At 59.6% G+C, this 24,059-nt stretch carries 20 protein-coding genes; 7 read left to right on the top strand and 13 right to left on the bottom strand.

The genetic code is table 11. The annotated features are described in order from the left end of the window. Positions 1-19: 19 nt before the first annotated feature. Positions 20-1,903, bottom strand: coding sequence for an ATP-dependent zinc metalloprotease FtsH (ftsH, locus tag C8C92_RS12180; RefSeq protein ID WP_071077941.1), 1,884 nt, complete (start codon positions 1,901-1,903; stop codon positions 20-22). Positions 1,904-2,106: 203 nt separating this feature from the next. Beyond that, the gene (locus C8C92_RS12175; RefSeq protein WP_116744060.1) at positions 2,107-2,790 is read right to left on the bottom strand and encodes an RlmE family RNA methyltransferase; all 684 of its coding nucleotides are present in this window, start codon (positions 2,788-2,790) and stop codon (positions 2,107-2,109) included. A 42-nt stretch (positions 2,791-2,832) separates the two neighbouring features. Between C8C92_RS12175 and C8C92_RS12170 the strand changes: the two genes are divergently transcribed. Continuing rightward, a complete protein-coding gene (locus C8C92_RS12170; protein WP_010397237.1) occupies positions 2,833-3,303 on the top strand; it encodes a YhbY family RNA-binding protein in 471 nt (156 codons plus the stop codon). A 194-nt stretch (positions 3,304-3,497) separates the two neighbouring features. On the opposite strand, the gene C8C92_RS12165 is transcribed toward C8C92_RS12170, so the two are convergent. The 6 genes from C8C92_RS12165 to C8C92_RS12140 form a co-directional block, all read right to left on the bottom strand. Then, complete coding sequence (locus C8C92_RS12165; RefSeq protein WP_180287782.1) at positions 3,498-3,941, bottom strand: DUF4149 domain-containing protein; 444 nt, start codon at positions 3,939-3,941, stop codon at positions 3,498-3,500. Then, positions 3,941-4,417 (bottom strand): transcription elongation factor GreA, encoded by a 477-nt coding sequence (greA, locus tag C8C92_RS12160; RefSeq protein ID WP_071077944.1) that lies wholly within the window; start codon positions 4,415-4,417, stop codon positions 3,941-3,943. The genes C8C92_RS12165 and greA overlap by 1 nt, the downstream gene beginning before the upstream one ends. Before the next feature lie 163 nt (positions 4,418-4,580). Further along, positions 4,581-7,811: a carbamoyl-phosphate synthase large subunit gene (gene carB / locus C8C92_RS12155; protein WP_116744059.1), complete on the bottom strand. Its 3,231-nt coding sequence runs from the start codon at positions 7,809-7,811 to the stop codon at positions 4,581-4,583. Continuing rightward, positions 7,804-8,982 carry a glutamine-hydrolyzing carbamoyl-phosphate synthase small subunit gene (carA, locus tag C8C92_RS12150; protein ID WP_099759668.1) on the bottom strand — a complete coding sequence of 393 codons (1,179 nt, stop codon included), beginning with the start codon at positions 8,980-8,982 and terminating at the stop codon, positions 7,804-7,806. The genes carB and carA overlap by 8 nt, the downstream gene beginning before the upstream one ends. A gap of 294 nt (positions 8,983-9,276) precedes the next feature. Continuing rightward, on the bottom strand, positions 9,277-9,684 hold the full coding sequence (locus C8C92_RS12145; protein WP_099759669.1) for a heme-binding protein: 408 nt from the start codon (positions 9,682-9,684) through the stop codon (positions 9,277-9,279). Between the two features lie 70 nt (positions 9,685-9,754). Next, entirely contained in the window at positions 9,755-10,666 is a 912-nt protein-coding gene (locus tag C8C92_RS12140; RefSeq protein ID WP_116744058.1) for a patatin-like phospholipase family protein, read from the bottom strand. Between the two features lie 176 nt (positions 10,667-10,842). Between C8C92_RS12140 and C8C92_RS12135 the strand changes: the two genes are divergently transcribed. Beyond that, a complete protein-coding gene (locus C8C92_RS12135; protein WP_116744057.1) occupies positions 10,843-11,502 on the top strand; it encodes a hypothetical protein in 660 nt (219 codons plus the stop codon). Beyond that, complete coding sequence (locus C8C92_RS12130; RefSeq protein WP_116744056.1) at positions 11,499-11,786, top strand: barstar family protein; 288 nt, start codon at positions 11,499-11,501, stop codon at positions 11,784-11,786. The genes C8C92_RS12135 and C8C92_RS12130 overlap by 4 nt, the downstream gene beginning before the upstream one ends. 14 nt (positions 11,787-11,800) lie before the next feature. On the opposite strand, the gene C8C92_RS12125 is transcribed toward C8C92_RS12130, so the two are convergent. The 3 genes from C8C92_RS12125 to C8C92_RS12115 all read right to left on the bottom strand — a co-directional run bounded on the left by C8C92_RS12125 (position 11,801) and on the right by C8C92_RS12115 (position 16,093). Then, the gene (locus C8C92_RS12125; RefSeq protein ID WP_116744055.1) at positions 11,801-12,772 is read right to left on the bottom strand and encodes a hypothetical protein; all 972 of its coding nucleotides are present in this window, start codon (positions 12,770-12,772) and stop codon (positions 11,801-11,803) included. A gap of 429 nt (positions 12,773-13,201) precedes the next feature. Next, entirely contained in the window at positions 13,202-14,554 is a 1,353-nt protein-coding gene (locus C8C92_RS12120) for a virulence factor (protein ID WP_116744054.1), read from the bottom strand. A gap of 33 nt (positions 14,555-14,587) precedes the next feature. Continuing rightward, positions 14,588-16,093 (bottom strand): DUF3274 domain-containing protein, encoded by a 1,506-nt coding sequence (locus C8C92_RS12115; protein ID WP_165829390.1) that lies wholly within the window; start codon positions 16,091-16,093, stop codon positions 14,588-14,590. Positions 16,094-16,656: 563 nt separating this feature from the next. Here C8C92_RS12115 and leuA point away from each other — a divergent pair. Beyond that, positions 16,657-18,363 carry a 2-isopropylmalate synthase gene (leuA, locus tag C8C92_RS12110; RefSeq protein WP_099759677.1) on the top strand — a complete coding sequence of 569 codons (1,707 nt, stop codon included), beginning with the start codon at positions 16,657-16,659 and terminating at the stop codon, positions 18,361-18,363. A 170-nt stretch (positions 18,364-18,533) separates the two neighbouring features. After that, entirely contained in the window at positions 18,534-20,138 is a 1,605-nt protein-coding gene (locus C8C92_RS12105; protein WP_165829388.1) for a methyl-accepting chemotaxis protein, read from the top strand. A 5-nt stretch (positions 20,139-20,143) separates the two neighbouring features. Here C8C92_RS12105 and egtB read toward each other — a convergent pair whose 3' ends face one another. Both egtB and egtD read right to left on the bottom strand, forming a co-directional pair. Continuing rightward, positions 20,144-21,376 (bottom strand): ergothioneine biosynthesis protein EgtB, encoded by a 1,233-nt coding sequence (egtB, locus tag C8C92_RS12100; protein WP_116744052.1) that lies wholly within the window; start codon positions 21,374-21,376, stop codon positions 20,144-20,146. Between the two features lie 8 nt (positions 21,377-21,384). Continuing rightward, complete coding sequence (gene egtD, locus C8C92_RS12095; protein WP_116744051.1) at positions 21,385-22,377, bottom strand: L-histidine N(alpha)-methyltransferase; 993 nt, start codon at positions 22,375-22,377, stop codon at positions 21,385-21,387. A gap of 320 nt (positions 22,378-22,697) precedes the next feature. On the opposite strand from egtD, the gene C8C92_RS12090 reads away from it, so the two are divergent. Both C8C92_RS12090 and C8C92_RS12085 read left to right on the top strand, forming a co-directional pair. Continuing rightward, a complete protein-coding gene (locus C8C92_RS12090) occupies positions 22,698-23,390 on the top strand; it encodes an ABC transporter ATP-binding protein (protein WP_099759681.1) in 693 nt (230 codons plus the stop codon). A 179-nt stretch (positions 23,391-23,569) separates the two neighbouring features. Next, positions 23,570-23,857, top strand: a complete 288-nt coding sequence (locus tag C8C92_RS12085; RefSeq protein WP_034786045.1) for a hypothetical protein — start codon at positions 23,570-23,572, stop codon at positions 23,855-23,857. The last annotated feature ends 202 nt before the right edge of the window (positions 23,858-24,059 follow it).

Genomic DNA, 24,059 nt, shown 5'->3' with positions numbered 1-24,059 from the left:
CCCGTCAGGGCGGCCGTTATCAGGCTGGCGCCGTCACGTTTGGCGAGATGCCGCCCGTGCCGCTGTCACCGCCCGCATTGCGGCGTGGCGGAATGACTTTCGGTGGACGCGGCTCCAGGCCGGCCATGATGTCATTGATCTGCTCTGCATCAATGGTTTCCCATTCCAGCAAGGCTTTGGTCATCATTTCGACCTTGTCGCGGTTGCTTTCCAGCAAAGTACGCGCCAAAGCATATTGCTTGTCGAGAATGTTGCGGATTTCAGCATCGACCTTTTGCTGGGTCGCTTCCGAGATCGTCTTGGTGGCGCCACCGAAGAAACCTTCGTTTTCGCTGTCTTCGTAGACCATCACGCCCATGCTGTCGGACATGCCGAAGCGGGTCACCATGGAGCGGGCCAGCTTGGTGGCACGCGAGAAGTCATTCGACGCGCCCGTGGACATCTGCCCCACGAAAATCTCTTCGGCGATGCGGCCACCGAACAGGATGGAAATTTCTTCCAGCATCTTGTCCTTGTAGGCGGACAAGTTGTCGTGTTCCGGCAGCTGCCAGGTCAGGCCCAGGGCCCAGCCGCGCGGCATGATCGTCACTTTGTGCACGGGATCGGCTTTTGGCAGCAACTTGGCGACGACTGCGTGACCGGACTCATGGTAAGCCGTATTGCGACGCTCTTCCTCGCGGATGATCATCGATTTACGCTCAGGACCCATGTAGATCTTGTCTTTCGCATCTTCGAAGTCGGCCATTTCCACCAGGCGCTTGCTGCGGCGGGCGGCAAACAGGGCTGCTTCGTTGACCAGGTTGGCCAGGTCGGCGCCCGAGAAACCGGGAGTGCCGCGGGCCAGGATATCGGCTTTCACGTCGGTACTGATAGGTACTTTACGCATGTGCACGTTCAAGATCTGTTCGCGGCCGCGGATATCGGGCAAGCCGACGGAGACCTGGCGGTCGAAACGGCCCGGACGCAGCAAGGCTTTGTCGAGCACGTCGGCGCGGTTGGTGGCGGCCACGACGATCACGCCGGAGTTCGCTTCAAAACCGTCCATCTCGACCAGCAACTGGTTCAAGGTCTGTTCGCGCTCATCATTGCCGCCGCCCATGCCGGCGCCGCGGTGACGACCGACAGCGTCGATCTCATCGATGAAGATGATACACGGCGAATGCTTTTTCGCGTTTTCGAACATGTCACGCACGCGGCTTGCACCGACGCCGACGAACATTTCCACGAAGTCGGAACCCGAAATCGAGAAGAACGGCACCTTGGCTTCGCCGGCGATGGCGCGCGCCAGCAGGGTTTTACCCGTGCCCGGAGGACCGACCATCAGCACGCCGCGGGGAATGCGGCCGCCCAGTTTCTGGAATTTGCTCGGGTCCTTGAGGAAGTCGACCACTTCGTTGACTTCTTCTTTCGCTTCGTCGCAACCGGCGACATCGGCGAAGGTGACGGTATTGCTGGCTTCATCCATCATGCGCGCCTTCGACTTGCCGAACGAGAATGCCCCGCCCTTGCCGCCGCCTTGCATCTGACGCATGAAGAAGACCCAGACGCCGATCAACAGCAGCATGGGGAACCAGGATACAAAAATAGTTTGCAGGAAAGACGCTTCCTCAGGCGGGCGCACATCAAAGTGCACGCCGTTGTCGCGCAGATCGCCGATCAGGCCCTTGTCGAGGCTGGTGGCGGTGGTACGCACCTTGGTGTCGTCCATCAGCTTGGCGGTGATCGACGAACCTTCGATCACGACATCCTTGACACGCTTGGCTTTGACTTCATCCAGCAAATCGGAATAAGCGATGGCCTTGCTGCCGCCTGTGGCGCCATGACTGTCGAATTGCTTGAACAGCATGAACAACAGCAGCAATACGACTACCCAGATGGCAGATTTGGAAAACATGTTATTCACGAAGACTCCTTGGATGCAGTGCGCATCTCTTTACCAATAGCTAGAAACACGATTTTACTCGCAATAAGCGGGCCGTGCCAAAGCCCGCCGATCCGTGCGCGCGAAAAAACCGCGCTCACGCAAAAAAAATGCAGTATAAACAATTTAGGCTTTTATGCCATCAGACGCTACTGCACTTCTCGTTCCCATGTGCGGATTCCCGCTTAAATATCAAGGGCGGAATCATCTTCTTGCACAGCATTTTTCAGCGGATTCTTGAGACCACGCCCCATCAGGAAGATTTCTGACGATTTATCGCGGCTGGCCTTGGGCTTTTTCTGCACCACGACCTTGAATTCAGCGCGGAATTTCTCCACGATCTGGCTGAAACCCATGTCTTTGAAGCATTTCACCAACAAGACGCCCGATGGTTTCAAATGCAATTGCGAAAATTCGATGGCCAGGTCGATCAGATGTTCCATGCGCGCAGCGTCCGCCGTGGCGATGCCCGACAGATTCGGCGCCATGTCCGACAGGACCACGTCAACCTTGCGTCCTTGCAACACCACTTCCAGCTGGCGCAGCACGCGCGCTTCGCGGAAGTCGCCCTGGATGAAGTGGAAATCGGCGATCGGCTCCATTTCCAGCATGTCCAGGCCAATCAGGGTACCATTGACCCCGCCGCCGTCCTTGCCGGCCAGCTTGCGCCGCAGATACTGGGCCCAGCTGCCAGGAGTGCAACCAAGGTCGACAATTACCTGGCCATGCTTGACCAGTTTTTCGTCTTCATCGATTTCTTTCAGCTTGTATGCTGCCCGGGCGCGGTAGCCCTCTTTTTGCGCCAACTTCACATAAGGATCATTTATGTGGTCGTGCAACCAGTTTTTGTTTAATTTCTTCTTTGCCATTCGCGTAGAATACTGCTTTTAAGGGAATTACTAAATATTATTATGCTAAAACTTACACCCGTAGAGCGCAGCGCACTGCGCGCCGAAGCACACGCGCTGAAGCCTATCGTCATCATTGGCGAAGCGGGCTTGACACCTGCTGTCCTCAAAGAGATCGACCTTGGCCTGGATTCGCACGGTCTGATTAAAGTCCGCGTGTTCGGCGACGACCGCGAAGCCCGCGTCGGAATGTACGATACGATTTGCGGCAATCTCGGCGCCGCCCCGGTACAACATATTGGCAAACTGCTGGTAATCTACCGTCCGAAAAAAGAAGTGGTTAAGGAGAAGGTCAGCGCCGGCAAAGGCATGCGCGAAGTGACCATCGTCAAGGCCAGCGCCAGCGGCACCAAGCGCCCTAGCGTGACGAAAGTCATGATCAAGGGCAATGAGCGCGTTACCGAAGGCGGTTCCATCAAGCGTGCCAAGCCACGTCAGAAAAGCGCCAAGAAAAGCGCACTGGGCAGCAAGTAAGCCTGTTCACCCGGCAACCGCAAGGCTGCCGGGCTTGAAGCAAGAAGCGGAGCACGGGATATCCCCTGCTCCGCTTTTTTATTGCCGCTGCGGCGTCGGATTACGCGTGGCCTACGGCCTCGCTAATCCGACCTACGTGTTGCCATGTAGGTCGGATTAGCGCGCAGCGCGTAATCCGACAACACCACAGACGATTACTGCTGCTTCCAGATCAACACACCCGCCAGCAGGCTCTGCACGGCAAAGATCAGGGTCGACACGCCATGCAGCATGCCGAAGCGGCTGCGCATGGCCTCGTCCATGATGCCCGAGGGAGCTTGCGCCTTGAGCTCGGCCATCAGCGGCGAAATACCGAAATGACTGAGCAGCGCGCACACCAGCATCGACAGCACCAGCGCCCCCAGCAGGCGGCGGCGCTTGAGCTCCAGCGCGCCCGCGCCCCATTGCAGCAAGGCCAGCAACACCAAAGCACAGGCGATCGACAGCCACGCCTCGGCACGAAACATGCTGCCGGCGATATTGCCCGCCAGCACACGGTCGCTCAAGGTAGCAAACAAGGTGGGCGCCACGATGAAGCCGATGGTCCACAGGCTGCCGGCCCACAGGGTGGCAACGAGGAAGCGCAGGCGGGCGAGCATCAGATGTACTGTACTTCCAGGATTTCGTATTCGCGCGGGCCGGACGGCGCCTGCACTTCCACCACGTCGCCGGCGTACTTGCCGATCAGCGCACGCGCGATCGGGGACGTCACGGAGACTTTGTTCTTTTTCAGGTCGGCTTCATCGAGGCCGACGATCTGATACGTGACTTTCTGGCCCGATTCCAGGTCTTCCAGGTTCACGGTCGAGGCAAATACCACGCGGCCTTCCGCGTCGAGCGCGGTCGGGTCGATGATTTGCGCTGCGCCCAGCTTGCCTTCGAGCTCGGCGATGCGGCCTTCGACGAAGGCCTGGCGTTCCTTGGCGGCATCGTATTCGGCGTTTTCCGACAAATCTCCGTGCGAACGCGCTTCGGCGATCGCATCGATGACGATGCGGCGTTCCTTGGTCTTCAAATGATGCAGCTCTTCCTTCAGAAGTTCTGCGCCGTATTTGGTCAATGGGACTGAGGTCATGTTATCTCTACTATCTGCTGGTTATCGGTGCCGTTGTCCGTGTTTTGCCACGGTTAACGGACTTACCAAGTGAAAACCACAGAGGCCGCGCGCTGCTCTGCACGGAACTCTGTGGTTGATAAGCATGCAGTGTACCGCCTAACGGCGGCCACTGCAAACGCACTTAGTTCAAGGTCTTGTGCAGACCTTGCAAATCGTACACACGCAACTCATCCAGATGGCGGATGCCTTCGACGGCCGCTTCCGCGCCCGCGATGGTGGTGTAGGTCGTCACGCGCGACGCCAGGGCCGAGGTGCGGATGGCCCGCGAATCGACGATGGCGCTGCGTTTTTCTTCCACGGTGTTAATCACCAGCACGATTTCATGGTTCTTGATCATGTCGACGATGTGCGGACGGCCTTCGATCACCTTGTTCACTGGCGTGACGGCGATGCCGGCAGCAGCGATCACGGCGGCGGTGCCCTTGGTGGCGACCACTGTGAAACCGGACTCGACCAAGTCACGCGCCACTTGCACGGCGCGCGGCTTGTCCGACGCTTTCACGCTGATGAAGACCTTGCCCGATTTTGGCAGGTTCACGCCGGCGCCCAGTTGCGATTTCACAAACGCTTCGCCGAACGTCAGGCCCACGCCCATGACTTCGCCCGTCGATTTCATTTCAGGGCCCAGGATGGTGTCCACGCCCGGGAACTTGACGAACGGGAACACGGCTTCCTTGACGCTGAAGTAAGGCGGCACGACTTCCTGCGTGATGCCTTGCGAGGCCAGCGATTGGCCGACCATGCAGCGCGCGGCGATCTTCGCCAGTTGCAGACCGGTGGCTTTCGACACGAAAGGCACGGTGCGCGAAGCGCGCGGATTGACTTCCAACACGAAGACGACGTCTTTCATTTCGCCATCGATTTCCTGCTTCTGGATCGCAAACTGCACGTTCATCAGGCCGACCACGTTCAAACCCTTGGCCATCAGCGCCGTCTGGCGTTTCAGTTCATCGATGGTTTCTTGCGACAGCGAGTATGGTGGCAGCGAGCAAGCCGAGTCGCCAGAGTGCACGCCAGCCTGTTCGATGTGTTCCATCACGCCGCCGATGAACGTCGTTTCGCCGTCGGAGATGCAATCGACGTCGCACTCGATGGCGTCGTTCAGGAAACGGTCCAGCAGCACGGGCGAATCGTGCGAAACCTTGACGGCTTCGCGCATGTAGCGCTCGAGGTCGCGCTGCTCATGGACGATTTCCATGGCGCGCCCGCCCAGCACGTACGATGGACGCACCACCAGCGGGTAACCGATTTCCTGCGCCAGCGCCAAAGCGTCGGCTTCCGTGCGCGCGGTGCGGTTAGGCGGCTGGCGCAGTTCCAGCTTGTGCAGCAGTTGCTGGAAACGCTCGCGGTCTTCGGCCGCATCGATCATGTCGGGCGAGGTGCCGATGATCGGTACGCCATTCGCTTCCAGGTCCAGCGCCAGTTTTAATGGTGTCTGGCCGCCGTACTGCACGATCACGCCGACCGGTTTTTCGATGGCGACGATTTCCAGCACGTCTTCCAGGGTCAGGGATTCAAAATACAAGCGGTCCGAGGTATCGTAGTCGGTCGAAACTGTTTCTGGGTTGCAATTGACCATGATGGTTTCGTAGCCATCTTCGCGCATGGCGAGGGCCGCGTGGACGCAGCAATAGTCAAACTCGATACCCTGGCCGATACGGTTCGGGCCACCGCCCAGCACCATGATCTTTTTCTTGTCGGTCGGATTCGATTCGCACTCTTCGTCGTACGTGGAATACATGTACGCCGTGTCGGTCGAAAATTCCGCTGCGCACGTGTCGACGCGCTTGTACACAGGACGGATGTTCAGCGCATGGCGCTGCAGGCGCACGGCCGTGTCGGTCGTCTGCAACAAAAAGCCCAGGCGACGGTCCGAGAAACCCTTCTGTTTCAACTTGTACAGGGTGTTCTTGTCCAGGTTGTCCAGCTTCTGCGTATCGAGCCACAGTTCCAGGTCGACGATTTCCTTGATCTGGATCAGGAACCATGGGTCGATCTTGGTGAGATTGTGCACTTCTTCCAAAGTAAAACCTTGGGCAAACGCATCGCCCACGTACCAGATGCGCTCAGGACCAGGCTCGCCCAGTTCTTCTTCGATCTTTTCGCGGTCCTTGGTTTTCTCGTTCATGCCGTCCACGCCCACTTCCAGGCCGCGCAAGGCTTTCTGGAACGATTCCTGGAACGTACGGCCGATCGCCATCACTTCGCCGACGGATTTCATCTGCGTCGTCAGGTGGTGGTCGGCGGTCGGGAACTTTTCGAACGTGAAACGGGGAATCTTCGTGACGACGTAATCGATCGACGGCTCGAACGAGGCCGGCGTGGCGCCGCCCGTGATTTCATTGCGCAGCTCGTCCAGGGTGTAACCGACGGCCAGCTTGGCGGCGATCTTTGCAATCGGGAAACCCGTGGCTTTCGATGCCAGCGCCGACGAACGCGATACGCGCGGGTTCATCTCGATGACGATCATGCGGCCATCGACAGGGTTGATCGAGAATTGCACGTTCGAGCCACCGGTATCGACGCCGATCTCGCGCAGCACTGCCAGACTGGCATTGCGCATGATCTGGTATTCCTTGTCCGTCAAGGTTTGCGCTGGCGCAACGGTAATCGAGTCACCCGTGTGCACGCCCATCGGGTCCAGGTTTTCGATCGAGCAGATGATGATGCAGTTGTCCGCCTTGTCGCGCACCACTTCCATCTCGTACTCTTTCCAGCCCAGCAACGATTCTTCGATCAGCAACTCTTTCGTCGGCGAGGCTTCCAGGCCGCGCTTGCAGATGGTTTCGAATTCTTCTTCGTTGTAGGCGATACCGCCACCCGAACCACCCATGGTGAACGATGGACGGATGATGGTCGGGAAGCCCAGCGTGCGCTGCACGGCCCACGATTCTTCCATCGAGTGCGCCACGCCGGAACGGGCCGAACCGAGGCCAATCTTGGTCATCGCGTCCTTGAACTTGGAACGGTCTTCCGCCTTGTCGATGGCTTCCGGCGATGCGCCGATCAGCTCGACGTTGTATTTCGCCAGCACGCCATTGTTGAACAGGTCCAGCGCGCAGTTCAGCGCCGTCTGGCCGCCCATCGTCGGCAGGATCGCGTCAGGACGCTCCTTGGCGATGATGCGTTCAACGACCGACCAGGTGATCGGCTCGATGTAGGTGACGTCGGCCATTTCCGGGTCCGTCATGATGGTCGCAGGATTGCTGTTGACCAGGATGACTTTGTAGCCTTCTTCGCGCAGGGCCTTGCACGCTTGCGCGCCGGAATAATCGAATTCGCAGGCCTGGCCGATCACGATCGGGCCAGCGCCAATAATCAGAATACTTTTGATATCTAAACGTTTAGGCATTTTTCTTTTTCTCCTCCGCAGCCATCAAGTTGATGAAGCGGTCAAACAGGTAAGCAACATCCATCGGGCCCGGCGACGCTTCAGGGTGGCCCTGGAAGCAGAAGGCCGGCTTGTCCGTGCGGGCAAAGCCCTGCAGGGAGCCGTCGAACAGCGATTCATGGGTCACGCGGCAATTCGCGGGCAGAGTTGCCGCGTCGACTGCGAAACCGTGGTTTTGCGAGGTAATCAAGACCTGTTTCGTTTCCAGGTCTTGCACCGGGTGGTTCGCGCCGTGGTGGCCGAACTTCATCTTCAAGGTTTTTGCGCCGGAAGCGATCGCCATGATCTGGTGACCGAGGCAGATGCCGAAGGTCGGGATGCCCTTCTCGATCAGCTCGCGGGTAGCAGCGATGGCGTAGTCGCACGGTTCCGGGTCGCCGGGACCGTTCGACAGGAAGATGCCGTCCGGATTCAACGCCAGGGCGTCGGCAGCGGTCGCTTGCGCTGGCAGCACGGTGACTTTGCAGCCGCGTGCCGTCAGCATGCGCAAGATGTTGCGCTTGACGCCGTAGTCGAAGGCGACCACGTGGTATTTCGCGTCCGCGTCCGCCAGTTGGCCGTAGCCTTCGCCGAGCGTCCATTCCGTTTCGCGGTACTCGTAGGCAGCCTTGCTCGATACCACCTTGGCCAGGTCCATGCCGGACAAACCGGGGAAGGAGCGGGCCAGTTCCAGCGCTTGCGCGGCGGATGGCTCATTGCCTTGCGTGCCGACCAGGATGGCGCCGCCCTGCGCACCTTTTTCACGCAGGATGCGCGTGAGCTTGCGTGTATCGATGCCGGCGATGGCAACGATATTTTCAGCTTTCAGGTAATCGGACAGGGAGAGCGTGGAACGGAAATTGGATGCCAGCAATGGCAGATCGCGGATGATGAGGCCAGCGGCGTGAACCTTGGAAGACTCGACGTCTTCCGGGTTGACGCCCGTATTGCCGATATGCGGATAGGTCAGGGTGACCATCTGGCGGCAATAGCTTGGGTCGGTAAGGATTTCCTGATACCCGGTCATCGAGGTGTTGAAAACAACCTCGCCCGTGGTATGACCGGCGGCACCGATCGAAAAACCTTTAAAGATCGTTCCATCAGCAAGCGCTAATATGGCTGGAACGGCAGGGCCAGAAAAAAATGGCGGCAAGGGCAACTCCTGATAAAGTTACCGTAGCTGCGCCACGTCAGACCGACCGCCTAGATACCCGAGCCAGATGCACTCAGGGTGTTTCAACGGTCATTTTGAATGAGGGGATGGGTAGTCGCTACGGTATATGTGTGATTGGCTAAACCTTTGAATTATAACCAAAAGGAAGCTTTTCCACAAGGAAGAAAATGTAGAGTGGGCGGCATTTTTTTGCGCAGCAGCATAAAACCCGCGCCCCATGAAAAAGCCGCCCGGCTTGCGCGGGGCGGCTTGCAAAGCAATATAGGTTGCTACTTAGGCTGTCAAAGCCGCGATACCTGCTTTGGCGATTTGCGCATCTTCGGCGGACTTCACGCCCGAGACGCCGACGGCGCCCACGTAGTGGCCATCGAACACGATGGGCACGCCGCCTTCGAGCAAGCCGTCGATTTCCGGCGCGCTCAGGAACGACACGCGGCCGCCATTGATCATCTCTTCATAGATGCGCGATTCGCGGCGGCCCAGTGCGGCCGTCTTGGCTTTCGATGGGGCGATGTGCGACGAGATCGGCGCCACGCCATCCATGCGCTGCAGCCACAGCAGGTGGCCGCCGTCATCGACGATGGCGATCACGACCGCCCAGTTATTCTTGACCGCTTCCGCTTCGGCGGCGGCAGCGATTTTCTTTACGTCGTCCAGGGTCAAAATCGGTTTCGATTGCATGGTGCATCCTTGTTATGTTGAATCAAAATTGTATACGAAATGCGCAGCGGCGCGATCGATTACTGATCGCTTACTGCTCGCGTTTGGCTTTCAGCTTTTGCTTGAGCTGCGCCATGACGGCAAACGTCGCCTGCTCGCCCGCGAGGATCGCCTGGTTGCGGCTGTTGAAATCGTTGCCCTTCATGGTGCCCAGGCTGGGCTGGATCACCACGTCCGCATCTTTCAATTCGAACTGGTTGATGCGCTGCCCCATGATGGCGAACGTCTGCATCAGCACTTCCATCGAGCTGATGGCCTTTTGCGTATCCGTTTGCGACGAGATATTCACGGCAATGATGAAATCGGCGCCCATGTCGCGCGCAAAGCGCACGGGCACGGGAGCGACCAGGCCGCCATCGACATAGGTGTGGCCGGCAATCGTCACAGGCTGAAATACGCCCGGCACGGCCGACGAGGCGCGCACGGCCATGCCTGTGTTGCCACGCTGGAACAGGATCGGCTGGCCATTTTTCAAATCGGTCGCCACCACGCCAAACGGAATCTTGAGCTTTTCCAGCGGCACGCCGCCGACAGCCTTGTTGACATAGCTTTGCAGCGCCTCGCCCTTGAGCACGCCGGACGACTTGCCGAACAGGGGCAAGGCCCAGTCCGAAATGGCCGCCTCGTCCATGTCGAAGGCCATCTTTTGCAGGGCGAAGCCCGAGTTGCCCGCCGCATACATCGCGCCCACCACGCTGCCGGCGCTGGTGCCGGTGACGATGTCGGCGTGGATGCCCTGCGATTCGAGCGCCTTGATCACGCCGATATGCGCGAAGCCGCGCGCCGCGCCACCACCGAGCGCCAGGCCGATCTTGATCTTGCGCGGCGTGACGACGATGGGTTCCGGTGGCGTCAATACTTGTATCGGTTTCGGGGCGGTCGTATCGCAGCCGGCCAGCGCAAAGGCGGCCAGGGTAAGCAGGGTCAGGCGTTTAGGGAACATGGTGGAGAGGGGAAACCGCGCGCGGCAGTGGCAATAAAGGAGAGCCGATTGTAGCGCAAGCGGGGCCGTCCGCACTGAAGGCAGTCTTAAATGTTTATGGTGACAAGGTTCGTGCAGGCCGACTCTGCCACCACACGGCTGTTAGACTGGCGCCTGGTTTGTCACTTGCTCCCACTATGTCAGAACATCCATTTGCCGACAGCCGCACACTGAGCGAACCGCTTGCGCAACGGCTGGCCAGCCACCCCGGCGACGGCGCCCTCGCCTGGCTGACCGCCATCCTTGCCATGCAGGCGCCCGCGCTGCGCTCGTCGAACGCCATCCTGCTGGCCTACACGGGCAACTCGGCCGCCATCGACTGGATCGACGCGAATATCGGCTCGCCTGTGGCAGGAGCATGGGGCGTGGCGGCAGCCCTGCTGGGCACGCCCTGGCCGCGCATCCTTGACTGGCTGCAGCGCGGCGGCGCGCACCGGCTGATGGCGCTCGACGCCCTGTACGCCTACCGAAAACCCGCCGTCAACATGTCGCCGCTGGAACAGATCGCCGCACCCGTGCTGCCGCAAGCGCCCGCGCGCGCCGGCCTCGATGCCGCGCTGGCCGCTTGCCTGGCCGCGTCCGCCACGCCGCGCATCCAGGCGGCCGTCAACTCGATCAACATGCATGCGGACGACATCCTGCGCGGCGGCCCACGCGGCGTGGCCGTGGCCGACTTGCCGCGCCTGTACCTCGATCCGGCGCCGTTCAAGCATGCGCCCGCCATTCTGGCGCAGCACGCGACCGTGGTAGACGGCATGCGCGAAAACCTGCAGAACTTGCTCAAGGGCATACTGTGAACAGGCCAGCTCTGGTGACCATCGACTTGAGCGATATCAACACCGCGCGCCAGTTGCATGCCAGCCTGGCGGCCGCGCTGGCCTTTCCTTCCATGTATGGCATGAATTGGGACGCCTTCTGGGATGCCATCACGGGCCTGGTGGATATGCCGCAACAGCTGGAACTGCGCGGCTGGCCAGCCTTCGCGGCACGCCGGCCCGGCGATGCGGCCCTCCTGCAGCGCATCCTGGCGCGCATGGCGCAGGACATGCCGGCCCAGGCAGCGCACGTGCGCTATACCTGAGCCTGCGACATTGTCTATTTCGAATACCCCTGCTCATTGAATTGCCCCGCATCCAAGGTCGCCCAGGCATGCCGGATGCCCCACCACATCAGATAGGCATTGCCGCCGCCGCGCGCGCGGAACCACGGTTTCACGGGGTCGATGGGGCGCACCTTGGCCGGCGGCAAGATCAGCACGCCGGTCGTCTGGCCGGCGTCGCTGGTGCCCGCCACCAGCACGTTCTGGCCAAAGTGATTCGCCTGCGCGATGCCCAGCGCCACGTTGGTCAAGGCGGTGGCGGCGCCCATTTCGCCCAGCAGCGCCGGGGTGTTGAAGGTCTGCTGGAGAAAATCGAAGGCCGGCAATTCCATCGTCAAGGTTTGCGCCAGGTGAGCGATGCGGTCCGATGACGCCGGATGCGTGTTGTGCGCGTCATGGACCACATAGCCGATCTCGGCATCGGTCTTGCGTCCATTCGCGGCCGCCTGCGCCAGCGTCGCCTGCCACGCCTGCACCGTGGGCGGCGGCAAGCCCTTCTGCGCCGTAAATGCACTGACCTGCTGCGTGGCCGGATAGCCTATCCACGCCAGCGCATCGCGCTCCGTCTTGTAATGGGGACCGGCCAGGACCAGCAACACCATGTTTTCATTGATCTGCTCATCTTTCGGAAAACTGGGCGCATCCCAGCTCATCACCCACACCGTTTCCTTCGGATGCGCCTGCAGGTAATCGAGGGCGGCGGCCAGGGAAATGAATCCGGCATTCGCGCCGCCGGCCGTGACGCGCACGTCGGGCGGCGTGGACTTGGTCCAGGAGTTGGGGAAGTGCGGGTTGCCGATGGAAAAAGTATCGATGATTTCTTCGCGTAGGACATCGCCAGCCTGGATGGGATCAAGCCGTTCTGCAGGCACGGCATACTCGACATGGATACCCGCCAATTCATTCCAGCCTTTTTTGTGTTTGAAGTCGTGGGCGTTATAAAAATAGGTGGGGTTGGAAAAATACATGCCATGAAATCTTGCGATCATTTGGATTACATATTTACGATGATAGCCTTTGAAAGTACCTGTCAATCTATTTGATGATGCTATATCAGACACATATTTTAGTTCAGAAAATTTCTCTGGATATAGCTCCAACATATCATCTCTCTTATTCGGCCGCACCTTCCCCATAGTCCATAATAGTTGCCATTCCGTGGAATAATCCTGACGCTGAAGCGGATTTAGCCATTGCACGCCCACCACTTGCGCCATGAAGGGCTGGGCAGTCATTTTTTCATTCTCACGGTCATCTTTGCTCACCGGATGCGTCACGCATGCCGACAAAGCCAAGCTTGCCAGCAGTGCCGCCAAGTTGCGAAAGGAAAAGAAAAGGTTCATTTTTCACCCTATTCAGCTCGTCAAGAGCGCCATCTGGCGCGCCATCCCCATCATCTATTTCGAATATCCCTGCTCATTGAATTGCCCCGCGTCCAGCGTCGCCCAGGCATGCCGTATGCCCCACCACATCAGATACGCATTGCCGCCGCCGCGCGCGCGGAACCACGGTTTCACGGGGTCGATGGGGCGTACCTTGGCCGGCGGCAATATCAACACACCGGTCGTCTGGCCGGCGTCGCTGGTGCCCGCCACCAGCACGTTCTGGCCAAAGTGATTCGCCTGCGCAATACCCAGCGCCACATTCGTCAAGGCCGTGGCAGCGCCCATTTCGCCCAGCAGTGCCGGTGTGTTGAAGGTCTGCTGGAGAAAATCGAAGGCCGGCAATTCAGTCGTCAAGGTTTGCGCCAGGTAGCCGATGCGATCCGACGAGACCGGATGCGCATTGTGCGCGTCATGGATCACATAGCCGATCTCAGCATCGGTCTTGCGCCCATTCGCGGCCGCCTGCGCCAGCGTCGCCTGCCACGCCTGCACCGTGGGCGGCGGCAGACCCTTCTGCGCTGTAAAGGCGCTGACCTGCTGCGTGGCCGGATAAGCTATCCACGCCAGCGCATCGCGCTCGGTCTTGTAATGGGGACCGGCCAGGACCAGCAAGACCATGTTTTCATTGATCTGCTCATCTTTCGGAAAACTTGGCGCATCCCAGCTCATCACCCAGACCGTTTCAGCGGGATTTGCCTGCAGATAATCGAGGGCGGCAGCCAGGGAAATAAACCCGGCATTCGCGCCGCCGGCTGTGACGCGCACGTCGGGCGGGGTGGACTTGGTCCAGGAGTTGGGGAAGTCCGGATTCCCGATGGAAAAAGTACTTGTAATTTGCTTGCGCAAGTCTTCCCCGGCGAGAAGGGGATCAAACCGTTCTGCAGGCAAAGCGTACTCAACATGGATACCGGCCAGTTCATTCCAGCCTTTTTTGTGTTTGAAGTCGTGGGCGTTATAAAAATAGGTGGGGTTGGAAAAATACATACCATGAAATTTTGTTATTATTTGCCTGACGTACTTAATATGAAAATTACTAAAAGTAATTTTTCCTTCGTTCGAAGATGCTATCCCTGCAACTGATCTGACATTCGAAAATATAGTCGGGTATAACTCCACCATGTCGTCTTTTTTATTTGGACGCACTTTTCCTAGAGTCCACAATAACTGCCACTCCGTAGGATAATCTTGCCTATGAAGCGGATTCAGCCATTGCACCCCAACTACTTGGGCAGTAAACGGCATGCCGATACCAGCAGTACCAGCTTTGCTTTTATCGATCATTGGTTCCGATTTGAGTGCGCATGACGATAACCCTAGCGTCGCCATGATCGCCGCGACAGAAGTAAATATGAAATTATTAGCCATTCCCCCTCCCATACAAATATTTTTAAATAGAAATTAAGGCACATTATTTTCACGTGAATCTCTTATTTTTTTTGGCATTACACCATCTACGGATTTTCTTACCCACTTCGAAGGCGTGACTCCATTCACTTTTCCTTCGTAAAAATATTCAATAGACATATTCATATGTTCAGGGCCTGCAAGATCGTCAAGAAACCGCCAATCCGCCATCGTCCGCAACTCCCGCAAATCCGTTTCCAGCAAATGGCAACAGCCCACGGCCACGTCATACGCCAGCGCCTTTCTGGAATGTTCGCTGTTGGTCAGGATGGTGGAGTGATCGGTGGCATAGGTGCCGACGTTGCCAGCGAGTCCCGCCTGGATTTTCCGCTGGCGCCAAGCCGTGTATTGCGCGCTCGCCGTCTCGGGATGGTCTTCTTCCGTGACTTGCTTGCCTTTCTCGACCTTGCCTTCGCGCTTGGCCATCATGCGCAGGGAGGCGTGGTATTCGTATTGCAGTGCCGCTTCGCTCTCCTCGTTGCCGCGCGCCGCATCGGTGCGCTGTTTTTCGCCATGCAGGCCGCCGCGCGGTATCGACAGCTCGCGCTCGCCATGGAACGGGTCGCCCGCCGGATGGGCGGCATCCTTGTTGCGATCCCAGCCATGCGGATGCAGTCCCATGTCAAAGCTGGGGCAGATCTCGCCAAATAACTTCGCCTGCGGAAAGAAGGTCTCCGGCAGGTCGGGCGCTTCCAGTGGGATTTTCCAGTACTTGTCGGGCGAGGCATTGATACGCTCGCGCATCAATGCGGTGGCCACGATGGCGATGGGCGCAAACGCCACGGTGAGTATCTGGAACAGCCAGTTCTCTTGCGCTTCCAGGCCCTTGGCCACGCTATACGTGGAAATCATGGAAGGCGGATTCCAGAAATGGTCGCTGCCAAAATCAATGGCAGGACGATGATCGCCCCAGTAGTCGTACGCGCCTTTTACGCCGACAGGAAAACCCTCGGCAAACACGCGCTGGGTCAATATTCCCTCACCGCCTGCCCTGGCGATTTCACCCGGATCGAGCTTGCCCTGGCGGTCTTTCTTTGGCAGTCCATTCTTGTCCAGCACAGGGCCGGCCAGGCCGCGCCAGCCGATGCCTTGCACCGTCAATGATGAGATGACCTGGTCGTGCGGATTGCAATACAGGGTCACGCGTCCCACGGTTGCACCCCGCACGCCATAACTGTCAATATCGTGCTGCGCCTTGAACGGGTGGTGCACACTGCTCATGGCCTGGTCGATTTTCCCGGCTGGCCATTGTGCGGCGCGCCGCTCGCCGATGAGGGCAAAGAAGGCCGCCAGCGTGTCGAAGCGCGCCGCGGCCGTCTGGCGGCCAGTGCTGCCGTCTGCCGCCTTCAGATTCGACGACGTCCAGTTCTCCGCCATGTTGTCTTCCACCACGCTATACGGTGGATTGCACAGGACATAGTTGTCGGCAATGCAAGGCCACTGCCTGCCTTGGGAGTCCGCCACCTTGGGCAGGCGCTCACCCGGGAAGGCCGCTGCCATGCTGAGCATATTGCCCTGGCATGCGTACGTAACATATCCAGTTCCAGCTCATAGTACTTCAGCAACGATTCCATGCCGGCAGCTCCAAAGCAGGGCGGGCGACACAGGTCGCCAGACGGAAACTGCATTATTCAATAATGATAGAAAAGTAAGTTGCGCAGGAACAATAAGTCGAGCTGCAGCATGGCAGCGGCATCGTTCCCTGCCGAAATATGCTTGACAGCCCGGCCCCACTTCCCTTACATTAAGTGCATGTCCTCCTTCAAACACTCCTCCCCTTCCCTGCTGTCGCTATCGCGACTACTGCTAGCACGCGCATAAGTTTGCCGCATTGCTTCGCCTGGCCACACGCCGGCGTGTTTCAAAAACCCTGGAAGGTTTGATGATGTTTGCACCATCCCCCGCTACACCCGTAACTTCTGACGCGACCGCCACCGCTGGCGCCGTTGCCCTGTTTTGCCTGCTAAAACTACCGACCGCTTGCCTGGCCTAGTGTTGCGTGGCCGCCCGGCAAGCTTGCGCCACAACCATTGATTTCCCCCTATCTTCAGGAGTACCCGATCATGATGTTGCAAAACCCAGCTTCCAAATACCGCGCTTTTCCTCCCGTCAAATTGACCGACCGTCAATGGCCGAACCAGATCATCAGCAAACCGCCTATCTGGATGAGCACCGACTTGCGCGACGGCAACCAGTCCTTGATCGAGCCGATGAGCGCGGAAAAGAAGCTGCGCTTCTTCGAGATGCTGATCGCCATCGGCCTGAAGGAAATCGAAGTGGGTTTCCCATCGGCATCGCAGACGGATTTCGACTTCGTGCGTAAACTCGTGGATGAAAAGCGCATCCCGGACGACGTCACCATCATCGTGCTGACGCAGTCGCGTGAAGAATTGATCCGCCGCACGGTCGAATCGGTGGTCGGCGCCAAGCGCGCCATCGTGCACCTGTACAACTCCGTGGCGCCCGTATTCCGCAAGGTCGTGTTCGGCATGTCGCGCGAAGAAATCACGCAGATCGCCACCACCGGCACCACCCTGGTCAAACAGCTGGTGGCGCAGCATCCGCAGACGGAATGGGGCTTCGAATACACGCCGGAATCGTTTTCCACCACGGAACTCGATTTCTCCAAGCATATCTGCGACGCCGTCAGCGCCATCTGGAAGCCGACGCCGGCCAACAAGATGATCATCAACCTGCCATCGACCGTGGAATGCAGCACGCCAAACGTGTATGCGGACCAGATCGAATGGATGTCGCGCAAGCTGGCACGCCGCGATTCCATCATCATCAGCGTGCACCCGCATAACGACCGCGGCACGGCCGTCGCGTCGGCCGAGCTGGCCGTGATGGCGGGCGCCGACCGCGTGGAAGGCTGTTTGTTCGGTAATGGCGAGCGCACGGGCAATGTCGACCTCGTCACGTTGGCGATGAATTTGTACACGCAAGGCGTGCATCCGGGCCTGGATTTCTCCGACATCGATACCGTGCGCAAGTGCGTGGAAGAGTGCAACCAGTTGCCCGTCCACCCGCGCCACCCGTATGCGGGCGACCTGGTCTTCACGGCATTCTCCGGTTCGCACCAGGATGCGATCAAGAAGGGTTTTGCCAAGCAACAACCGGACAGCATCTGGGAAGTGCCGTACCTGCCGATCGACCCGGCCGACCTGGGCCGCAGCTACGACGCCGTGATCCGCGTCAACAGCCAGTCCGGCAAGGGTGGCATGGCGTATTTGCTGGAACAGGAATACGGCCTGGTCTTGCCGCGCCGCCTGCAGATCGAATTCTCGCGCGCCGTGCAAGCCGTGGCCGACGCCACGGGCCGCGAAATCGCCGCGCACGATATCCATGACATCTTCCAGAAGGAATACCTGCAGCAGACGGCGCCGTACGCCTACGCCGCGCACCGCATGGTGGAAGACACCAGCAGCGACGAGTCCGTGCAGATCGACATCAGCCTGTCGCACCGCCAGACGCCATTGGCCCTGCAGGGCGGCGGCAACGGCCCCATCGACGCTTTCGTCAATGCGCTGGGCCTGGACATCAAATTGATGGATTACCATGAGCACTCGATCGGCTCGGGCGCCAACGCGCAAGCGGCGTGCTACGTCGAATTGCGCCTCGATAATGGTCCGACCCTGTTCGGCGCCGCCATCGACAGCAACATCGTCACCGCCTCGTTCAAGGCTGTCTTGTCGGCCGTGAACCGCCGCATCGGGCAGACGGAAGCTGAAAAAACAACAGCGGCCGACGTGGCGGCCAGCGCCGCCTGAACGCAGCTCGGGCATCCCTCATAGGGGAAAAAAAGCGGTACGGCTTGATCGCCGTGCCGCTTTTTCATTTCTCCATAGCAATTGTTGCTGCAAAAGAAGTATCACGCACCGTATAATCGTTTCATAATAAGACCAGCGGAGACAGATTATTAGCTACCGAAGGAATCAGTATGAAATTGACGGATATGAAGATAGGCGTGCGCCTGGGCGCCGGTTTTGGCATGGTGCTGCTGCTGATGGCAGTGCTGGTGGGTACGGGATTGTTGCGCCTGGACAAAATCGGCGGGCTCAGCGAGTCCATCATCGAGCAAGACTGGGCCAAGGCCGACGCCATCGCCACCATCCGCAGCACCACGCGTTCGAACGCGGCGCTCGTTCTGGAACTGTTCATCCATGAAGATCCGGCCCGCGCCAACGCCATCCATGGAGAAATCGATGCCAACAAGGCCACCATCAGCGATGCGCTGGTCATCCTCGACCGTCTGATCGTGCTGCCTGAAGGCAAGGAACTGCTGGCTACCCTGAAGCAGCAGCGCAAAGCCTATGTCGTCTCGTTCAGCCAGGCCGACAAGCTGCTGATGGCGGGACAACGCGCGGAAGCGGCCGTGCATGTGCGCGACGATACGCTGCCCGCCCTGAATCGCTTGCAAAAGACGGTGAACCAGCTGAACGACCTGCAGCGCGCAGTGGTCGTGCATGGCGGCCAGCAAATCCAGCACAATATTACAGCAGCGAATATGCTGATGGCCAGCCTGGGCACGGCCGCGCTGCTGCTGGGCGTGCTCTTTGCCTGGTGGGTCACGCGCTCGATCACCACGCCCATCGCGTATGCCCTGCGCGTGGCGCAAGCCGTGGCCGCAGGCGACCTGAGCAGTAAAATCGTGGCCGACGGCAAGGATGAAACGGGCCAGTTGCTGCAGGCGCTGCGCGACATGAATACCAGCCTGGCCACCATCGTCGGGCAAGTGCGTGGCGGCACCGGCACCATCGCCGTAGCGTCGAGCCAGATTGCCAGCGGCAATGCCGACCTGTCGGCCCGCACGGAAGCGCAGGCAAGCGCGCTGGAAGAAACGGCCTCGTCGATGATCGAACTGACGAGCACCGTGCGCAGCAACAGCGACAATGCGCGCCAGGCGGACAGCCTGGCCCGCTCGGCATCCACCATCGCCCAGCGCGGCGGCACGGCCATGGCGGAAGTGATCGGCACCATGGATGCCATCAATGCATCCTCGCGCAAGATCGTCGACATCATCGCCGTCATCGACGGCATCGCCTTTCAGACGAATATCCTGGCCCTGAACGCGGCAGTGGAAGCGGCGCGTGCCGGCGAACAGGGACGCGGCTTTGCCGTGGTGGCCACCGAAGTGCGCAACCTGGCGCAGCGCTCGGCGGCGGCCGCCAAGGAAATCAAGGAACTCATTGCCGACTCCGTCAACCGCGTGGGACAGGGCGCGCAGCTGGTCAGCCAGGCGGGCGCCACGATGGATGAAGTGGTGGCCAGCGTGGGCCGGGTCAGCGCCATCGTCGGTGAAATCAGCGTCGCCAACCACGAGCAAAGCGAAGGCATCGAGCAGATCAATGCCGCCATCATGCAGATGGACCAGACGACGCAGCAGAATGCGGCCCTGGTCGAAGAGGCAGCCGCAGCGGCGGCAGCCATGCATGAACAGGCAGGCGAACTGGAAACCCTCGTCAGCCAGTTCAAGCTGGAGCAGAACGCCGGCGGCAAGGCGCCAGCCCGCCCTGCGCCAACGTCCACCCCGCGCTTGAACTAGTTCAGCTATTCCACCTGGCGTGCCAGGCGGATGCCGGAAAATTGCCAGCGTGCACCAGCCGGAAAGAAATTGCGGTAGCTGGCGCGCGCATGGCCAGCCGGCGTGGCGCACGACGAGCCACGCAGCACATACTGGTTCAGCATGAACTTGCCGTTGTATTCACCGAGCGCCCCGGGCGCCGTGCGGTAGCCGGGATATGGCGCGTAGCTGCTGCTGGTCCACTGCCAGCAGTGGCCGAACATTTGCTGCAGTCCCGCTGCCGGCCCACCAGCGGCCGGATGCAGCTGGCCCACTTGCACGGCGACGCCTTGCGCCGCCACTTCCCACTCCCCTTCCGTCGGCAGGCGCGCGCCAGCCCAGTGCGCATACGCGTCCGCCTCGAACAGGGACAAATGCGTGGCCGGCGCCTGCAGGTCGAGCGGGCGCAGCCCGAACAAAGTGAATTCATGCCAGTGCCCCGCCTCATCGCGCTGCCAGTACAGCGGACATGCCAGTTGCGCGCTGCGCACCCAGTCCCAGCCTTCGGCCAGCCATAGATGCGCCGAGCGGTAGCCGCCCGCCTCGATGAAGGCGAGAAATTCGCCATTCGTCACCAGCGCAGTGGCCAGCTCGAACGGCGCCACGTATTGCGGATGGCGCGGTAATTCATTGTCGAAGCAGAAACCGTCGCCCGCATGGCCGATCTGCGCCAGGCCGCCGTCAAACGCGAGCCAGGCCGTGGGCTGCGCAGCTGGCGGCGCTGGCGGCGCGGCGTTGTCAAGATAAGGGGGAAACAGCGCGCTCTGCGCCAGCAAGTGTTTCACGTCCGTCAACAGCAACTCCTGGTGCTGCTGCTCGTGTTCGAGGCCCAGCGCCAGCAGCATGCTCAGGCGTTCGCGCTCGTCGCGCGCCAGTTCGCTCGCCAGCAGGCGGGCGATGCGCGCATCGACATCGATCCGGTAGGCGCGCACCTGCGCCATGCCGGGGCGCGTCAGCAAGCCCCGCTGGGCACGCGGATGCTTCTCGCCCACGCCGTTGTAGTAGGAATTGAACAGCACGCGGAAGGCGGGATGGAACGGCGCGAACGCCGCTTCCATGCTTTCCAGAATAAACGTTTCGAAAAACCAGGTGGTATGCGCCAGATGCCATTTCACGGGACTGGCGTCCGGCATCGACTGGGCGCCGCAATCCTCGTCGGACAAGGGTTCGGCCAGGCGCAGCGAGTGCTGGCGCACCTTGTTAAAGTGATCGATCAGCATCGTCGCCTTCAGTCTCTAATTACACGGGCGTAAATGACGGCAAACCACTGCTGCGGGTCCGTCCAGACTTGTACGGTGGAAAACCCCGCCTGCTCCAGCAAGCCGACGAAGCTTGCGCGCGTGTATTTATAGCTGTCTTCCGTATGGATGCGCTCGCCTTTCGCGAAACGCCGCTGGCCACCTTTCCAATGGACAACTTGTTCGCTGCGCGCTTCCAGGTGCATTTCGACGCGGCGCTCGTCGGCGTTGAAAAAGCCGTGGTGCTGCCAGGCGCGCACGTCGAAGTCCGCGCCGATCAGGCCGTTCACGTGGCGCAGCATGTTCAGGTTGAAGGCGGCCGTGACGCCCAGCGCATCGTCATAGGCGGCGTCGAGGATGGCATCATCCTTGATCAGGTCGACGCCGATCAGCAAGCCGCCATCGCCGTCCGCATTCGCGCGCAGGCGGCGCAAAAAGGCGGTCGCTTGCTCAGGCGCAAAATTGCCGATCGACGAGCCGGGATAGAAGAACAAGCGCCGCGCCTCGCGCACGCTGTCGGGCAAGTCCAGGCGGCTGGAGAAATCCAGGCCCAGGCCCGTCATCTCGATGTGCGGAAAGCGCTGCTGCAGCCGGCTCAGCGATTCACTCAGAAAGTCATAGGAAATATCCACGGCCACATACTGGGCCGGGTGCAGCAGAGGGAACAGGCTGGCGGCCTTGGCGCAATTGCCCGCACCGAGGTCGATCAGGGTGCTGCCCGGCCCCACGGCATGCGCGATCTCGGCGCCGTGACGGGCGAAGATGGCCGCCTCCGTGCGCGTCGGATAATACTCGGGCAAGGCACAAATGGCCTCGAACAGTTTCGAACCCAGCGCGTCGTACAGGTACTTGGGCGAGGTCCAGGCCGCGCGCGCCAGCAGGCCGCTGCTGATCTCGACTATCGTGGCAGGAGTGGCGCTGGCCACTCGGACGTTGCTGGCGGGAGACAAATTTGACTGCTGTTGTGCGAGTGGCATGGTCATGGGCTGGCGTCGTCTATCAAGGTTCACGAAGGGCTTGCGCGGTCAGCCACCGGGCGCCGCCCCTGCCATAGCGGTTTGCGGGCGCCTTTGCCGATGACTTTTTCCCATCATAGCGGAATCCGCACAAGCCAGCCGTGCGACAGGTAACGTAAGATCAAACGAGCAGTGTGTACACAAAATGGGTATTGCCCAGCAAAAATGATAATCCTGTCGTATACTACACATTGCCGGCCAATCAATCCGCGCCCCTTTGCAGTTCCCAGGCCCCCCTCTCCCCCGCGTGCCTCCCTTTACGATAGCCGTTATTAATCAAGATCACCATGCTCGAATTGCGCCATCTGTCGAAGTCCTATGCCCATGCCCGTCCCGTGCTGGCCAACATTTCCTGCCGCTTCAAGGCAGGTGAATTCATTGCCATCATGGGTGACTCGGGCGTCGGCAAGTCGACCTTGCTGAACCTGATCGCCGGCCTCGATACGCCCGATGCGGGTGCCGAAGCGCACCCTATCCTGGTGGACGGCATCGCCATGTCCAGCCTCGATGACGCCGCCGCCACCCGGCTGCGTCGCGCCCGCATGGGCTTTATCTTCCAGGCCTTCCACGTCTTGCCGCACCTGACCCTGCTGCAAAACGTGGCCCTGCCGCTGCTACTCAACGGACTGCCTCAGGAGCGTGCCGCCAGCATGCTCGAAGCGGTCGGCCTGGGCGGACGCGGCGGCGACTTTCCGCAACAATTGTCGGGCGGCGAAATGCAGCGCGTGGCCATTGCCCGCGCACTCGTGCACAAGCCGGCGCTGGTGCTGGCCGATGAGCCGACCGGCAACCTCGATCCCGATACGGCGCACAGCATCCTGCAATTGCTGCGCGCCGAAATCAAGGCCAACGGCAGTTGCGCGATCATGGTCACGCATTCGCTGGCCGCCGCCGAAATGGCGGACAGAACCATGATCCTGACGAAAAACGGCTTACAAAATACAACAACCGTCAACCAAATTGATCAAACAATCAGTTAATTTAACTGACCATCTTTCACAAGTTTTGTTATCGTAGTATTATTGAAAACACTTGCCTGGTTATCAATGTTGTAACGCGAATGGTATCACGTCACCCGGAGAGCCTTACTGCGATGACGAACTATAGCTGGGACCACATACAGTGGTCTCGTCCCTTGCATAACCTGAAGGAGGAGTAAATGAACGTTCGCCAAAAGAAGCTGGAAATGATTGAAGCGATGAACCGGGCGCGTGCGCTCGAACCATCGAGTTTTGTGCCCAACAAGCTGCTCGATACCCTGATCGAGAAGATGAACCTGAAAAATGATGCGGAACTGTGCCGTGTTCTGGAAGTCCAGCCTCCCATCATCAGCAAGATTCGTCACGGCAAACTGTCGGTCGGTGCAACGATTTTATTGCGCATGCATGAAAAGTCGGACATCACCATCCGCGAACTGAAGGAACTGTCCGCCACGCCAGTCCATTGAATGACCCGCTGTTGTAATGCCATGCCAGGCACCCAGGTTCCCGGCGCCATGAACTTTTGCCATACAATTCGCGTAGTTCGCTCACCGCAGCACATCCGAGCACGATAGCGAAGAGACCCAGCCCAAACCATGCTGACCGTTTCTCTGCCCACCCGCTCCAGCGCCATCCCCGCTTTCACTGCGCATTCCCCCTGCCAGCCAG

This window comes from Janthinobacterium sp. 78 (genome assembly GCF_003096775.1).
Lineage (GTDB): Bacteria > Pseudomonadota > Gammaproteobacteria > Burkholderiales > Burkholderiaceae_D > Janthinobacterium > Janthinobacterium tructae.
This window is presented reverse-complemented; position numbering and strand designations above follow the sequence as displayed.

Excerpts from the sequence above, each read along its gene's own strand:
- C8C92_RS12135 (WP_116744057.1), top strand. The coding sequence starts at position 10,843 with ATGTCAGAACATCCATTTGCCGACAGCCGCACACTGAGCGAACCGCTT.
- C8C92_RS12090 (WP_099759681.1), top strand. The coding sequence starts at position 22,698 with ATGCTCGAATTGCGCCATCTGTCGAAGTCCTATGCCCATGCCCGTCCC.
- C8C92_RS12105 (WP_165829388.1), top strand. The coding sequence starts at position 18,534 with ATGAAATTGACGGATATGAAGATAGGCGTGCGCCTGGGCGCCGGTTTT.
- C8C92_RS12140 (WP_116744058.1), bottom strand. The coding sequence starts at position 10,666 with ATGTTCCCTAAACGCCTGACCCTGCTTACCCTGGCCGCCTTTGCGCTG.
- C8C92_RS12175 (WP_116744060.1), bottom strand. The coding sequence starts at position 2,790 with ATGGCAAAGAAGAAATTAAACAAAAACTGGTTGCACGACCACATAAAT.
- C8C92_RS12170 (WP_010397237.1), top strand. The coding sequence starts at position 2,833 with ATGCTAAAACTTACACCCGTAGAGCGCAGCGCACTGCGCGCCGAAGCA.
- C8C92_RS12120 (WP_116744054.1), bottom strand. The coding sequence starts at position 14,554 with ATGGCTAATAATTTCATATTTACTTCTGTCGCGGCGATCATGGCGACG.
- C8C92_RS12115 (WP_165829390.1), bottom strand. The coding sequence starts at position 16,093 with ATGGCAGCGGCCTTCCCGGGTGAGCGCCTGCCCAAGGTGGCGGACTCC.
- carB (WP_116744059.1), bottom strand. The coding sequence starts at position 7,811 with ATGCCTAAACGTTTAGATATCAAAAGTATTCTGATTATTGGCGCTGGC.
- greA (WP_071077944.1), bottom strand. The coding sequence starts at position 4,417 with ATGACCTCAGTCCCATTGACCAAATACGGCGCAGAACTTCTGAAGGAA.
- leuA (WP_099759677.1), top strand. The coding sequence starts at position 16,657 with ATGATGTTGCAAAACCCAGCTTCCAAATACCGCGCTTTTCCTCCCGTC.
- egtB (WP_116744052.1), bottom strand. The coding sequence starts at position 21,376 with ATGCTGATCGATCACTTTAACAAGGTGCGCCAGCACTCGCTGCGCCTG.
- C8C92_RS12165 (WP_180287782.1), bottom strand. The coding sequence starts at position 3,941 with ATGCTCGCCCGCCTGCGCTTCCTCGTTGCCACCCTGTGGGCCGGCAGC.
- C8C92_RS12145 (WP_099759669.1), bottom strand. The coding sequence starts at position 9,684 with ATGCAATCGAAACCGATTTTGACCCTGGACGACGTAAAGAAAATCGCT.
- C8C92_RS12125 (WP_116744055.1), bottom strand. The coding sequence starts at position 12,772 with ATGTATTTTTCCAACCCCACCTATTTTTATAACGCCCACGACTTCAAA.
- egtD (WP_116744051.1), bottom strand. The coding sequence starts at position 22,377 with ATGACCATGCCACTCGCACAACAGCAGTCAAATTTGTCTCCCGCCAGC.
- C8C92_RS12085 (WP_034786045.1), top strand. The coding sequence starts at position 23,570 with ATGAACGTTCGCCAAAAGAAGCTGGAAATGATTGAAGCGATGAACCGG.